Source organism: Numidum massiliense (assembly GCF_001375555.1).
GTDB classification, from domain to species: Bacteria; Bacillota; Bacilli; order Thermoactinomycetales; family Novibacillaceae; genus Numidum; species Numidum massiliense.
Map to the genome: position 1 here is coordinate 1,024,663 of NZ_CTDZ01000009.1, position 14,778 is coordinate 1,039,440.

At 51.2% G+C, this 14,778-nt stretch carries 12 protein-coding genes; 11 read left to right on the top strand and 1 reads right to left on the bottom strand.

Annotated elements, in window-relative coordinates:
* The first annotated feature begins 221 nt into the window (after positions 1-221).
* Positions 222-830 carry an RsfA family transcriptional regulator gene (locus BN1247_RS05310; RefSeq protein WP_054949459.1) on the top strand — a complete coding sequence of 203 codons (609 nt, stop codon included), beginning with the start codon at positions 222-224 and terminating at the stop codon, positions 828-830.
* 68 nt (positions 831-898) lie between these two features.
* Here BN1247_RS05310 and BN1247_RS05315 read toward each other — a convergent pair whose 3' ends face one another.
* Positions 899-1,372, bottom strand: coding sequence for an N-acetyltransferase (locus BN1247_RS05315; RefSeq protein WP_054949460.1), 474 nt, complete (start codon positions 1,370-1,372; stop codon positions 899-901).
* Positions 1,373-1,599: 227 nt separating this feature from the next.
* Between BN1247_RS05315 and BN1247_RS05320 the strand changes: the two genes are divergently transcribed.
* From BN1247_RS05320 to BN1247_RS05370, 10 genes are all read left to right on the top strand, one after another.
* Positions 1,600-3,150 (top strand): MFS transporter, encoded by a 1,551-nt coding sequence (locus BN1247_RS05320; protein WP_054949461.1) that lies wholly within the window; start codon positions 1,600-1,602, stop codon positions 3,148-3,150.
* Positions 3,151-3,381: 231 nt separating this feature from the next.
* Positions 3,382-5,013, top strand: a complete 1,632-nt coding sequence (bshC, locus tag BN1247_RS05325) for a bacillithiol biosynthesis cysteine-adding enzyme BshC (RefSeq protein ID WP_054949462.1) — start codon at positions 3,382-3,384, stop codon at positions 5,011-5,013.
* 31 nt (positions 5,014-5,044) lie between these two features.
* On the top strand, positions 5,045-6,304 hold the full coding sequence (locus tag BN1247_RS05330; protein ID WP_054949463.1) for an adenosylhomocysteinase: 1,260 nt from the start codon (positions 5,045-5,047) through the stop codon (positions 6,302-6,304).
* A gap of 230 nt (positions 6,305-6,534) precedes the next feature.
* Positions 6,535-8,205, top strand: a complete 1,671-nt coding sequence (gene hutU, locus BN1247_RS05340; protein WP_054949465.1) for a urocanate hydratase — start codon at positions 6,535-6,537, stop codon at positions 8,203-8,205.
* Positions 8,206-8,217: 12 nt separating this feature from the next.
* Positions 8,218-9,465 carry an imidazolonepropionase gene (gene hutI, locus BN1247_RS05345; protein ID WP_054949466.1) on the top strand — a complete coding sequence of 416 codons (1,248 nt, stop codon included), beginning with the start codon at positions 8,218-8,220 and terminating at the stop codon, positions 9,463-9,465.
* A 93-nt stretch (positions 9,466-9,558) separates the two neighbouring features.
* On the top strand, positions 9,559-10,488 hold the full coding sequence (gene hutG, locus BN1247_RS05350; protein ID WP_390622029.1) for a formimidoylglutamase: 930 nt from the start codon (positions 9,559-9,561) through the stop codon (positions 10,486-10,488).
* A 160-nt stretch (positions 10,489-10,648) separates the two neighbouring features.
* A complete protein-coding gene (gene mraZ, locus BN1247_RS05355; protein ID WP_054949468.1) occupies positions 10,649-11,080 on the top strand; it encodes a division/cell wall cluster transcriptional repressor MraZ in 432 nt (143 codons plus the stop codon).
* Between the two features lie 39 nt (positions 11,081-11,119).
* Positions 11,120-12,067, top strand: a complete 948-nt coding sequence (rsmH, locus tag BN1247_RS05360; RefSeq protein WP_074011054.1) for a 16S rRNA (cytosine(1402)-N(4))-methyltransferase RsmH — start codon at positions 11,120-11,122, stop codon at positions 12,065-12,067.
* 16 nt (positions 12,068-12,083) lie between these two features.
* Positions 12,084-12,443 (top strand): cell division protein FtsL, encoded by a 360-nt coding sequence (gene ftsL, locus BN1247_RS05365; protein WP_054949470.1) that lies wholly within the window; start codon positions 12,084-12,086, stop codon positions 12,441-12,443.
* A gap of 33 nt (positions 12,444-12,476) precedes the next feature.
* Positions 12,477-14,768 carry a PASTA domain-containing penicillin-binding protein gene (locus tag BN1247_RS05370; protein ID WP_054949471.1) on the top strand — a complete coding sequence of 764 codons (2,292 nt, stop codon included), beginning with the start codon at positions 12,477-12,479 and terminating at the stop codon, positions 14,766-14,768.
* Positions 14,769-14,778 lie beyond the last annotated feature (10 nt).

A 14,778-nucleotide genomic window follows, 5' to 3' on the forward strand; every position in this document is an offset into this window, starting at 1 on the left:
ACATAATTTTGTTGACGTTTGCAGCGCAAAGCATACGTTGAGTAAAAAATGCTCAAAACGGGTTGCCTCTTAAATGTGACCGCGGGAAGTGTCACGTTTTTATTTCTGCACGTATAATATCATACGAAATGGGTTATACAAGATTCTATGAAGTCTATGAGTTGCATACAGATAGATCAAGTTAGTTATTTCTGTAGCTATTTTGGACAGGAGGGAAGAAAATGACAACGTTACGCCAAGACGCGTGGACAGAAGATGACGATTTGTTATTGGCTGAAGTAACGCTTCGCCATATTCGGGAAGGAAGTACTCAGTTGGCGGCGTTTGAAGAAGTCGGCGAAAAACTTGGCCGAACCCCGGCGGCTTGCGGTTTTAGATGGAACAGTGTCGTGCGAAAAAATTACATCCCAGCGATTCAAATCGCCAAATCGCAGCGGCAAGGAAACAAAAAAAGGAGAAACACCCCTGTTACTTTGAACGAAGACTTGGATAAACAAGGTGATTCTACCGTCTCACTGACAGCGGTGATCCGTTTCTTAAGGCAGCACAAGCACGAATACAGTGAGATGAGCAAACAGGTGCGACATTTGGAAAAAAAGCTAGCCGAACGCGATGCGGAATATTTGCGGCTCGAGGCCGAGTACAACGAATTAAAAAAGCGCGTCGATCATACGCAAGCTGACTACCAAACAATTAACGACGATTATAAAACGCTCATAAAGATTATGGATCGTGCGAGAAAGTTAGCTATACTTAACGAGGACGAAGTAGAAGAAAAGCCGAAATTCAAAATGGACATAAACGGCAACTTAGAGCGCGTCGATAAGTAGAGAAAAACCCCCATCAGGGGGTTTTTCTCCTCTATATACTAACTACAATCACGCGCCGTTAAGATTCTTTACTCTTGCAACGAAATCCCCTCCGGCATCCACACGTACGGGTTTTCCCCGCGGTCGCGGGTCGGGTTGTACGTGACAGGACTGAAACCCATTTTTAACCAAAACTCGTCGGCGCGGCAGCGAGAGTTCGTTTTAATAGGCAACCCCAAACTTTTTGCGTAGTTGACGAGCGCCGTGCCGTAATCGCGATTGCGGTACTGCGGCAGAACTTCTAACTTCCACAGTTCATAGTAATCTTGAGCAGGTGCAAAATAGTGGTCGTATTTCGAGTCGATGCGGTACAAACTCATGCGTGCGATGAGCGCACCGTCGACATAAATACCATAAAAAGGTGAATTGCTATCGTTTTCGATTATATTTTCCCGTAGGTCGTCAAGCATCGAAAGCTCTTCAAGGCCGTATTCGCGGAACTTCTGAAACTCCTCTAACGTTTTATAGTTAATTTGTAAGCGCTCAATATTCGGCTCAGGCATGCTTTGTATCCCCTTTCATTACACACTTACACCCATTATACAACAAACGCAGTGCATGTGTGGGGCGATTTTTTCGCTAATCTTTAAGGAAGCTAAATCTCATTATTTCAGTTATACTACATGTATAGGAACTGGAAAATTAAGCTTCTGAAAACAAATGTGTGAAACACAATAATTATATCGTATGACGATGTCACATTCATACACATTAGAAAGGGGCATGTGACATGCGGAGACGCTCTCCCAAAAAGTTAACCGTCGCATTATTAATCGCGCTGTTATTGTGCGGGCTCGATCCGTTTATGACAGTTACTGCCTTGACGAGTATTATTCAAGAGTGGCGATTGCCTTATCAGCTGGCGGTCTGGATCATGACCTTATATTTCCTAGCGTTCGGTGTCAGCATCCCGGTGATGAAACATTTATCCGAACGCTTCGGACGACAGTACATAATAGCCGTCTCTCTGGCTGTATGCGGCACTGGCGCGCTCGTCAGCAGCATAGCGCCGAACTATCTTCTCCTTTTTGCCGGTCGCTTGCTACAAGGGGTCGGTGCGGGGGGATTGTTTCCGCCAGTTGTCGCTGTCATAAAAAACTATAACGGGTGGAAAAAAACGTTACTCATCGTCGGGTCGGCGCTCGCACCGCTTATTGCTAGCTTCGGTGTCAGTGCTGTCCATTGGCGCAGCGTCTTCTTTATGCAAGTGCCGTTCGCCTTTTTCGCTTGCCTGCTCCTTTACCGCCGCCCGTACCAACAGCGGCAACCTGTTGCACCGTTCGATGTGCTCGGTATTCTACTGTTCACAGGCATTGCGGTCAACTTAATGACCGGGTTAATATACGTTGAACCGGAACGGTTTTGGCAGTCGTTTTTAGGGCCGGAAGTGTTTCCGTTCGTCGTGGTGGCGAGTGGCTTAATCGTGCCGCTGGCGATGGTCGAACGGCAGCATCGCGCACCGCTCGTTCCGCCGCGCAACTTTCTCACGCAGCGCACCGTATACCCGCTGTTGACGCGCACATTTGCCGGCATGTGCTGGGCGACACTCATGTTTGTCCCGACGTTCGCCGAAGTGTTGTTGCGGCATCAAACAGGCAGTGGTGGTTATTTAGCCGCGTTACTTGCGGTTACTGCGATTGTCGCGATTTTCCTGTCGCGCGATCTCATCGAGCGGTACGGTGAGCAAGTCGTCACTGCAGCAGGCTTCTTGCTCATCGCCTGTGGATATTTGTTGTTAGCGACAGTTGCACTGCGACAGTGGAGTTTTGTGTTAGTCGTAGCCTTGCTCGGGTTAGGCCTTGGGCTGACCCTCATCGCACCGATCGGGGACGCGTTCACTCTCGCTTCCAGAGAAGATAAAGCGAAACCGCGCGTCCTACAGGAAAATTTATTTCAGATGGTCGGCATGGCGGTGGGACCGTCGTTAGTCGTCACTTTTTTAACGCAGCGCGTGGCAGAGCTTCCGGCGCGCGTTAGCGAATCGCTAATGGTGGCGCCGACGGGGGCTGGGGAGCTTGCGGGCGGTACGTTTGCCGAGTTAGTGCAAGGTATTGCCGAGTTGCCGATCGTCGACGAAGTCGCGCTGCGTGAGCTTATTCCCGACGATATTGCGGTGACGACGCAAGAACTCATTTTGCGCCAAACGATGAATGTGATGCGGAACGGACTCGTCGAGGGGTATCAAGATTTGTTTTTAGCGGCGACTGTCTTTGCCTTGTGCGGCTTTACGTTTCTACTGGCGATGTGGCGTTTGGAACAGGACGAGCGATTAAAGCAGTAAACCATATGGCACGCCTTTCGTCAGGAAGGCCCCCGCTTTACGAGGTAGTGCAAGTGTGCGAATCAATCTTTCGCCGCACGAAACAGTCGTGTATACTAAGGGGGAGGTACGATCGCTATTGAAGTGGCCTTTCGATGCGAGGTAGCTACTTAAAGCAGATCGAATCTTACAAGGTGGAAAGTATGCACCGCTACTAGAGCGGCCGAAGGTAAAAAAGGGGATCGAATAGAGTTGAACAATATTCATGCGCTCGAGATACATTCGCAAGGGACGATTGCCGATACGTACATAACATCGTACGGCGAAGTGTCGTCGCTGTACGCCTATCCCCCGTATGAACAAAACAGCTATGCCGCGCGTTTACGGGACCTACAAGCAGTAGACAACGCGCTCGACCGCGACGTGTTGACGACAGCGTTATCCGCTTATAACGAACGGGTGAATCCTCACGAGGCCGTAAGAGACAACATTGCGCTACTTAAGAGAAAAGACAGTGTCGTCGTCATCGGAGGGCAGCAGGCAGGGATTTTGACGGGGCCGCTGTACACGATTCATAAAGCGATTTCGATCTTGCAATTGGCCCGCGAACAACAAGAAAAATTAGGTGTGCCCGTCGTGCCCGTCTTTTGGATTGCTGGCGAAGACCACGATTTAGCGGAAGTGAACCACTTGTGGATCCCGAGTGGAGCGGGACAACCGCGTAAATTGGCACTAGGACGAGACGACGGGCGCAAGCTGTCGATTGGCCGGCGCCCGCTGGCTGAAGACGACGTCGCCACGTTTATGCGGCACGTCGCCGACGCACACCCCGACACAACGTATAAGGGCAAGTGGACTGCACACGTCCAACAGCTCGCGGTGGGCGCTGAGACGTGGAGCGATTGGTTTGCGCGTATTTTTCACGCGTTGTTTGCGCGCGAAGGACTCGTGCTCATCGATCTAGCAGCAGCGGAGTTTAACGGTGTAGCGGCACCGTTGTATACGCAAATCATCGCACAAAACGAAGCACTGGACGAGGCGGTATGCGCCGGGACAAACCGGCTAACCAGCCACGGCTACGAGCCGCTCGTCGACGTTTTTCCGGGGCAAGCGCACTTGTTTATCGAGCGGGAGGGCGAGCGGTCGCTGCTTTTGCGCGAAGGGGATACGTTCGTCACGAAAGACGGGCAAGCGTCCTACTCACCGAGTGAACTCATTGACATCGCCCACAGCGGCGAGCCGCGGCTTAGCAGTAACGTCGTGACGCGCCCACTCGTGCAGGAGTACTTATTTCCCGTATTGGCGGCGGTGCTCGGTCCGGGAGAAATCGCCTATTGGGGGCAATATAGCGCCGCATTTTCCCTATTCAATTGGCGGATGCCGATCTTGTACCCGCGGCTCGGCTTTACGCTCGTCGAACGGGACGTCGCAAAATATATCGAGGACTTTCACTTATCGCCGGAAGAGGCGATGTTCCGGATGGCTGACAAGCGCACGAACTGGTTACGCGCCCAAGACGTGCTCGATTTAGATTCGTTGTTTCGCGCCTTTAAGCGCGAGCTGGCGACACTTCACGAACAGAAGCTGCAGCAACTTGCACCGCTCTTCGGAGACGCCACACACATTGTCGAAAAAAACCGCACGCGGATGTTGCGCGAAGTGGATTACTTGGAGCGTCAGGCCCACCGCTTGTTCCGCCGTAAACACGACGTGCCGCTCAAGCAGCTTAAGCGCATCGAAGCGAGCCTCACCCCGCAAGGATTCTTGCAGGAACGCGTGCACAATGTCTTTTCGTATGTGAATCAGTACGGCTGGCAATGGCTTCATTCGTTAGTGAACGAACCGTTAGATTTAACGCAGCAGCATTATATGGTACATTTGTAACGAATATTTGCATTAAAAAGGAGGCGTCACTGTGAACGTCCAGCAAAAGAGTGAAATCTTCGATATCGGTTTAGCAAAAGAAGGGCATCAAAAAATCGACTGGGTACGCGCGCACATGCCCGTGTTAAACCGCGTGCGCGAAAAATTTGCCGCGGAAAAGCCGTTTGCCGGTTTAAAAGTGGCCATCTCGCTACATTTGGAGGCAAAAACGGCTTATTTAGCGAAAGTTGTGCAAGCGGGTGGGGCTGACGTGACGATTACGGGGAGTAATCCGCTGTCTACGCAAGACGACGTCTGCGCGGCGCTCGTCGAAGACGGGATTACTGTATTTGCCCGCTACAACCCGCGTCCGGACGAGTACAAAGAGCACCTCATCCAAACGTTGGAGACGAAGCCGGAGTTAATCATCGACGACGGCGGCGACTTAGTGTCGATCTTGCACGCCGAGCGCCCCGATTTGCTGGCACAAGTGCGCGGTGGCGCCGAAGAGACGACGACGGGCATTTTACGCCTGAAAGCATTGGAAAAAAGCGGCCAGCTCGCTTTTCCAATGGTTGCTGTCAACGATGCCTACTGTAAATATTTGTTTGACAACCGTTACGGTACCGGTCAGTCGGTTTGGGACGGGATTAACCGTACGACGAACCTCGTCGTCGCTGGCAAAACAGTCGTCGTCACCGGGTACGGCTGGTGTGGCCGCGGGGTGGCGATGCGGGCGAAAGGGCTCGGCGCCGACGTGATCGTGACGGAAGTGGACGCAATTAAAGCGGTGGAAGCGCACATGGACGGGTTTGCGGTCATGTCGATGGAGGACGCAGCGGCGCACGGTGATTATTTCATTACCGTCACAGGTAACCACGGAGTGATTGATAGGGATCATTTTGCGCGCATGAAGAACGGCGCTATTCTCGCTAATGCCGGGCACTTCGACGTCGAAATCGATAAAGTTGCGTTAGAAGAGATGGCCACATCCAAACGGACGGTACGCAAAAATATCGAGGAGTATACGCTAGAAGATGGCCGCAAGTTGTACCTGTTAGCTGAAGGGCGCCTCGTCAACTTAGCCGCTGGAGACGGACACCCGGCAGAAATTATGGACATGACGTTTGCCTTGCAGGCGCTGTCACTAGCGTACGTCAATAAAAACGACGAGACGCTTGCGAACGCTGTGCACTCCGTGCCGTACGACTTGGACGAACAAGTCGCCCGCTACAAACTTGAAGCGTTAGGCATCGGCATCGATACGTTGAACGAGGAGCAACGAAAGTATTTAGATAGCTGGAAGTGGTAGCGTCGATTCAAAGGATGAAATGGCTCCTCGTCGTATTTCACGTGTACGATACGAGAAGCACACGATGAAAAAGCGTTCTACCTTCCTGGCCGTTGAAGTAGAACGCTTTTTTTTTCATACCAAAAAAATAGATCGTTAATCGAACAATCGTTAAGTCCGGATGCTCGAAAACCGATGTAAATTCTGCTAAGATGAAACCGATTAATTGATCGACAAGGAGGATGTTTACTATGACAAATAGTGCAGAAAAACGCGTCATTCGCGCACCTCGAGGCAATCAATTAACTTGTAAAGGTTGGCAGCAAGAAGCAGCCCTTCGCATGCTCATGAACAACTTAGATCCAGAAGTCGCAGAAGATCCGGACAACCTAGTCGTTTACGGTGGAATCGGGAAAGCAGCGCGCAACTGGGCAGCGTACGATGCGATTGTCGCGTCATTAAAGGAATTGGAAAACGACGAAACATTACTCGTTCAGTCAGGCAAACCTGTCGGCGTATTCCGTACCCATGAGATGGCACCACGCGTCTTACTGGCGAACTCAAACATTGTTCCAGCGTGGGCGAACTGGGATACATTTTATGACCTTGAAGAAAAGGGCCTAATGATGTACGGTCAAATGACAGCGGGAAGCTGGATTTACATCGGAGCACAAGGTATTCTACAAGGCACGTACTTAAGTTTCGTTGAAGCAGGTAAAAAAGTGTTTGGAACGCCAGACTTAACAGGCAAATTAATCGTCACAGGTGGAATGGGCGGTATGAGTGGCGCTCAACCACTAGCAGGTAAAATGGCGAAAGCAGTCATCTTAGTTGTAGAAGTCGACCGTCGCCGGATCGAACGTAAAATCGAGGAAGGTTACTGCGACTACATCGCCGAAAACTTAGACGAAGCGTTAGCAATGGTCGATAAGTTCCGCAAAGAAGGAACGCCTGCATCGATCGGTCTCGTTGGCAACTGTGCTGCAGTATACCCAGAAATGTTAAAACGCAACATCATTCCAGACATCGTCACAGACCAAACGAGTGCGCACGACCCGTTGAACGGATACGTGCCACACGGCATGACCTTTGAAGCAGCACTTGAATTACGCAAATCAGATCCAGCGACATACGAGCGTAAAGCAAAAGAGTCCATGGCTGTACATGTACAAGCGATGCTCGCCTTCCAAGGGAAAGGTGCAGAAACATTTGACTACGGGAACAACATCCGTAAATACGCGAAAGAAATGGGTGTTGAAAACGCCTTCGACTTCCCGGGGTTTGTTCCCGCCTACTTACGTCCACTTTTCTGTGAAGGAAAAGGCCCTTTCCGTTGGGCAGCACTTTCCGGCGATCCAGAGGATATTTACAAAACAGACGCACTAGCGAAAGAAATGTTCGGTCACGACGAAGCCCTCGTCAACTGGATCGACATGGCACAAGCAGTGGTCAAATGGCAAGGTCTACCGTCACGTATTTTCTGGCTCGGTTACGGCGAGCGACATAAATTCGCGAGCCGCGTCAACGAAATGGTCGCAAGCGGCGACATTTCCGCGCCGATCGTCTTCGGTCGCGACCATTTAGACTCAGGGTCAGTCGCCTCACCGAACCGTGAGACAGAAGCGATGAAAGACGGTTCAGATGCGATCGCAGACTGGCCGATCTTAAACGCCCTCATCAATACAGCAGGTGGAGCGAGCTGGGTGAGTGTTCACCACGGCGGTGGAGTGGGGATGGGTTACTCATTACATGCGGGTCAAGTGCTCGTCGCCGACGGTTCAGATGAAGCGAGACAGCGTATTGAACGCGTGTTAATTTCTGATCCGGGAATGGGTGTGATTCGTCACGCGGATGCAGGATATGAGCGTGCCATCGAAGTTGCGAAAGAGCGTCGCATACGCATGCCTATGCTTGAGCAATGAGGAAGATAAACGATGACAACACTATTCATTAAAAACGCATCACAACTTGCAACCCTCGCATCAGGTACGAAAGGCCCACGCAAAAAAGAGCAAATGTCACAATTAAACATTATCGAAAATGGGGCAGTGTACGTTGAAGACGGCAAAATTCGCGATGTCGGGACGACAGATGAACTCGCCTCCCGTTACGAGGCGGACACGGATGAAGTCGTCGACGCCGAGGGGCGACTCGTCACACCGGGACTCGTCGATGCGCATACGCACGTCGTTTTCGGTGGAAGCCGTGCGCATGAATTTGAACGTCGTTTACAAGGTGCGACGTATATGGAAATTATGAACGAAGGCGGGGGCATTCACGCGACGACTCGCATGACGCGTGAAGCGACAGAAGAAGAGCTGATCGCTCAAACGAAGCGCCGTCTCGATTCATTTTTAAAACATGGGGTAACGACAGTAGAAAGTAAAAGTGGATACGGCATGAACTGGGAAACAGAATTGAAACAGCTTCGCGTCATGCAAGAGTTGCAAAAAGAACACCCGATCGACCTCGTGCCGACATTTATGGGGGCACACGCGGTGCCACCGGAGTATAAAGGACGCGAAGAGGTATTCGTCCAACACGTTATCGACGATATGTTACCGATCGTCGCAGAAGAAAAATTAGCGAAATTTAACGATGTCTTTTGTGAAAAAGATGTGTTTACACCTGATCAGTCGGAACGCATTTTAGAAGCGGGTAAACGATTAGGCCTCGTGCCGAAAATTCACGCGGACGAAATCGAATCGTACGGCGGTGCAGAACTCGCGGCGAAAGTGGAAGCTGTATCTGCAGAACATTTATTGAAAGCGTCAGACGAAGGGATTAAAGCGATGGCAGCAGCGAATGTCATTGCATGCTTACTCCCAGCGACAGCGCTTTACTTACGCGAAGATGCGGCGCGAGGACGTAAAATGATCGACGCAGGAGTCGCAGTAGCGATTTCAACGGACAACAACCCAGGTTCGTCACCGACGACGTCGCTGCCACTCGTCATGAACTTAGCGTGCATTTTGATGCGTATGACGCCAGCAGAAGCGTTAACAGCGGCGACATACAACGGTGCATGTGCCATTCAAATGGAAGACGAAGTCGGCTCGATCGAAGTCGGCAAAAAAGGCGACATCGTTTTATGGGATGTCCAGTCGTATCAAGAATTACAATATTTATTCGGCGTCAATCACGTCGCATCTGTTTGGAAAGAAGGCGTAAAAGTCGTATAAGGAGGCGCATTTAATGAAGTGAGGGCTAACATACAGTGACTGCGTGAGGAAACTCAAGGGAATCTAACGTTATAGTCGGAGGCGATGAAAGCCATGTCTGGAACAGCATTTTGTTGGGAAGGACGAAGGGATAGTACGACGGATCGATCGGCTTTTCGATACCATCAAGTCGTCAACCGAGAACGACGGCAACCATCATTCGTACAACTGATCGGCTTCGAAAGTGATGAAGGGGTACGACGGAATTGCGGTCGCCTCGGCGCGAAAGAAGCACCGAATGCTATCCGTCGTCAATTGTCGAGTATTCCGTGGAAATTGCGTGGCGTGTCGATCGAAGACTACGGCAATCTTGCGTGCATCGGAACAGACTTAGAACGCGCACAAGAGCAACTAGGGCAAGCCGTTGCGAATGTGCTGAAAGAAGACGGGCTCGTCATCGTACTCGGTGGGGGACATGAAACGACGTACGGACACTATTTAGGTGTGCGTGAAGCGCTCGGTCCAGATGCGAAGCTCGGCATCATTAATATCGACGCCCATTTCGACATGAGGCCATACGATAAACAACGCTCTTCTGGGACGATGTTTTTACAAATTAAAGAACAAGACCTTCATGCATCTTATTTTGCCCTCGGCATTCAGCCCTTCGGCAATACGATCGCACTGTATGAAACTGCTGCAAGTCACGACGTGAAGGTGCTAGAAGCAGAGGAAGTAGCCGTTCACAATTGGACGACGATACGAGAACAATTACGTCATTTTATCGATGCAAACGATGCGGTCTATTTAACATTGTGTACCGATGTACTGAATACAGCATACGCGCCTGGTGTGAGTGCAACGACACCATTTGGGATCGATCCACTTATTACGAGAAAGATCATTCAGTTGGTCATGGGCGACGCAAAAGCAACCTCTTTTGATATTTGTGAAGTGAACCCATCCCTAGATATTGATGAGAGAACAGCGAAACTCGGCGCATACTTTGTGAATGAAGCTATTTATGCACATTTTAACGCATGAAATCATTTGAGAAGGCGCTTTGGCATTGGTCAAGGAGTTTATAGCAAGCAATCCCCTGTAAAAATTTCCTGCACATTTGTGCAGGATTTTTTTTGTCGTTGTTGTATACTATAAGTGTGGTGGAAAGTGGGGGATAGTGGGGGGAAGGGGGACGATTGGTATGTTCATGGGAGAATATCGCCACACGATCGACGATAAAGGGCGTATCATTATCCCGGCTAAGTTTCGCGACGACTTAGGTGAGACGTTCGTTGTGACGCGTGGCTTAGACAACTGCCTTTTCGTTTACCCTGCAACAGAATGGACCCAGCTTGAGCAGAAACTGAAAACACTGCCGTTTACGCGCAGTGATGCGAGAGCTTTTACGCGTTTTTTCTTCTCCGGTGCGACTGAAGTCGGATTGGACAAGCAAGGGCGTATCCACTTGCCTCTTAATTTGCGCACATACGCCAAACTGAGCAAGGAGTGCGTCGTGATCGGCGTATCTAACCGAGTAGAGGTTTGGGACAAGCACATTTGGGAAAACTATTTTGCCGCCTCGGAACAATCGTTTAACGATATTGCCGAAAAGATCGTCGATTTCGATTTGTAAGAGGGGTAGTAGAGGAAGCCTAAAAAGGACTGAACAGACGTGAGTGACGAATTTCGACATATTCCCGTGTTGTTGGAGGAAACAATGACTGGGCTACACATTCGTGAGGATGGGACCTACGTCGATTGTACGCTAGGCGGTGGCGGGCACAGTGCACGCATCGCCGAGGCACTCGGCCCGACAGGAACGCTCGTCGGCCTCGACCAAGACGACACAGCGCTCGCCGCAGCAACGACACGGTTAGCGCCATACCCGTGCCGCAAGCACTTCGTGCGCAGCAACTTCCGCCATTTAGCTGACGTGTTAGACGACTTGCGCATTGAGAAAGTAGATGGTGTGCTTTTTGATATCGGGGTCTCCTCGCCGCAATTAGACGAGGCGTCGCGCGGCTTTAGTTACCACCACGACGCCCCGCTCGATATGCGCATGGACCGTTCCCAGTCGCTAACAGCGTACGACGTCGTGAACGCGTGGGACACAAAGGCGTTAGCCCGCATGATTCGCACGTACGGCGAAGAGCGGTTTGCGCAAAAAATTGCCCGGGCAATTGTACAAAGTCGGGCCGCGCAGCCGATTGAAAGGACCGTGCAGCTAGCAGCGATTATAAAAGAGGCGATTCCCGCCCCCGCGCGGCGCGAAGGACCCCATCCGGCGAAACGTACCTTTCAGGCGATTCGCATCGCCGTGAACGACGAGCTCGGCGCCCTAGAACAAGGTCTAGCCGCAGCGATTGCACGCACTGCCCGCGGTGGGCGCATCGCCGTCATTACGTTTCACTCGTTAGAGGATCGTATCGTCAAGCAAATGTTTAAACGGGAAGCAGAGACGTGTACGTGCCCCCCGGATTTTCCGGTCTGCGTCTGTGGGAACGAGCGCTCGCTCAAACTGGTAACCCGCAAACCTGTCAAGGCGTCGACGCAGGAATTGACATATAATCCACGGGCGCGGTCAGCCAAATTGCGGGTGGCCGAAAAAATGGTCGAGTAAATGGAGGTGGAGTAAGTTGCGGAACTACGGAAATCTCGCCACGACTCTCGGAAGAAAACCGAAGCAGCGACAGGTGAAGCGGACATTCATTCGCCGCAGGGGACTCCCGCCGAAGGAAAAACTGTTGTACTTAGGGACGGTACTCCTGTTTGCGGTTATTGCCACCTTTATCATTATGCAGCACGTGAAACTGTCAGAGATTAACCAGCAAGTACACGCAGTCGAACGACAAGTTACGAAGATGGATGAGAAAAACAGCTCCTTGCAGTTAAAAATAACGGAACTAAAAGATCCCGAACGGATCAAACGCGAAGCGGAAAAGATGGGACTTAAAGAAGACCCAAACCGCGTACGCAAACAAACGTTAGGCGAATAAAGAATGATTAATTGAGTAGGGAGAGAACCGATCATGAGGCGTCCTACGAAAGAAGCCCGCTTGCGTTCACTACTTATCGGGTTGGTTCTCACCGTCTTATTGACCGTCATCGTCCTGCGCCTATTTTGGATCCAAGGGGTAAAAGCCGAGGAATACACGAAACGGGCGAAACAGATGTGGGAACGAGAAGAAGTGTTAAAACCGAAGCGCGGCAACATATTAGACCGCAACAACAAATTGCTGGCAATGGACGGCCCAGCTTTTACGATCGCGGTTTATTTGCCGACATTTCGCCAAGGGGCGGTGACACCAAAACAGGCGGCGGAAAAGTTGGCTCCACTTTTAAAAATGGAAAAAAAAGATCTCGTTAAGCGGCTGTCACAAAAAGACGTCGAACAAGTTGAACTAAAAACGTCCGGTTATAGTTATAAAATAACCGAAGAAGTGAAAGACAAAGTGATCGCTTTAAATATTCCGGGCGTACACGCAATTCCGACGACGAAACGGCTGTATTTAGACGGCACGCTAGCCGCCCACGTGCTCGGGTTTTTAAACAACGAAAGTAACCCGATCAAAGGTGTGGAGGCGACGTTCAACGATGAACTTCACGGGAAATCGGGGGAACTCCATTTCAGCCAAGACGGCGGTGGGACTGCTGTGCCGAACCGCGATAAATTGTTTAAACCGCCCAAACCGGGTAAAGATATCGTGTTAACGATCGATTGGCGCTTGCAGAAAGTCATCGAGAACGTGCTGGATCAAGCAGTGAAGACGCAAACGTTCAAAGGTGCTACCGCCATCATCATGAACCCGAAGAACGGAGATATTTTGGCACTGGCCAATCGACCGACCTTCGACCCAAACGCTTTTTACGACGCGACCGAAAAACAACTGACGAACTTTGCGACAGAAAGTGCGTTTGAACCGGGTTCGACATTCAAGACGCTGATGCTCGCAGCGGCGATCGAGGAAGGGAAGTTTCATCCGGATGAACGCTTTAAGTCGGGCAAGATCAAAGTCTCTGACCAGATGTTATACGACTGGGACCGAAACGGTTGGGGAACGATCAGTTACGCTGAGGGCGTCCAGTTGTCCAGTAACGTTTTATTTGTGAAGCTAGAGCAACAGTTAGGCAAAGAAATGGATCGCTACATCGAACGCTTCGGTTTCGGCAAGTACGGGAAAGCGGTCGAAGGCACCCCGACAGGGATTGAACTGCCGGAAGCAAAAGGTTTGCTCCCTAACCCGGACAAATTAGGCGATATTGAACGCGCGACGACCTCTTACGGACACGGCTTTGCGGTGACGCCCATCCAACTCATAACGGCTACCTCGGCGGCAATCAATGGAGGCACGCTCTATCGGCCACAGTTAATTAAAGAAGTACGCGATGCAGAGACAGGGGAAGTCGTGGAAAAACGGGAACCGTCCGTTACGCGCAAGCACGTCATCTCCGAAGAAACGTCGCGGCAAGTGCGCGATCTATTGCACAGTGTCGTCGCCGGTAAGAAAGGGACGGGACGCGCGGCGCAAGTACCGGGGTACAGCATCGGCGGTAAAACCGGAACGGCAACGAAGTACGACTCACCATACTCATACGTTTCTTTCGTCGGCTTCGCTCCCGTCGACGACCCGGAAGTCGTCCTTTTACTCGCCGTCGATGAGCCAGTAAGTCGAGATGCGACAGGCGGGCAGTCCGTAGCGCCGATGGCTGGTGACATGCTCGCGCAAATTTTGCCACTCTTACATGTGGAGAAAAATGAGAAAAGCGATCCGGAGGAAGAACGTGATGCTACCAAAATAAACGAAACTGAACAGATGCGTATCACGTTGCCGAATCTCGTCGATGCCTCGGCTGTTACAGCTGAGCGAACGTTAGCCGATCAATCGCTCCACACTGTCGTCCTCGGTGCAGGTGAACGGGTCATCGACCAACTGCCGCAACCGGGGAAAGTCGACGCGGAGCAAACGGTATACTTGTTAACAGAAAAGGCGTCCGCCGTGCCGATGCCCGATTTACGCTCGTTGTCGATGCGAGAAGCATGGGCGTTGTGTGACATGCTCGGGCTCGATGTCCAGCTCGAAGGGGAAGGGTATGTGTACGCACAAAGTATCGCACCGGGTGAGCGTCTATTCGATGTGAAGGAAGTCAAACTGGTGCTAAAGCCAGGTAAAGCGCCAGACAGAAGAAAAAAGACACCTAATGAAGCCACTCAAGATCGCACGGCACAAGGCGAGGAGGAGAACGAAGCTGATGCGGCTGGCGATCCGGCGACTCAGTCGACCGATGGGAGCGGGGCCGAATCTAATGGAGCCGATCACTGAGCAGACGAAG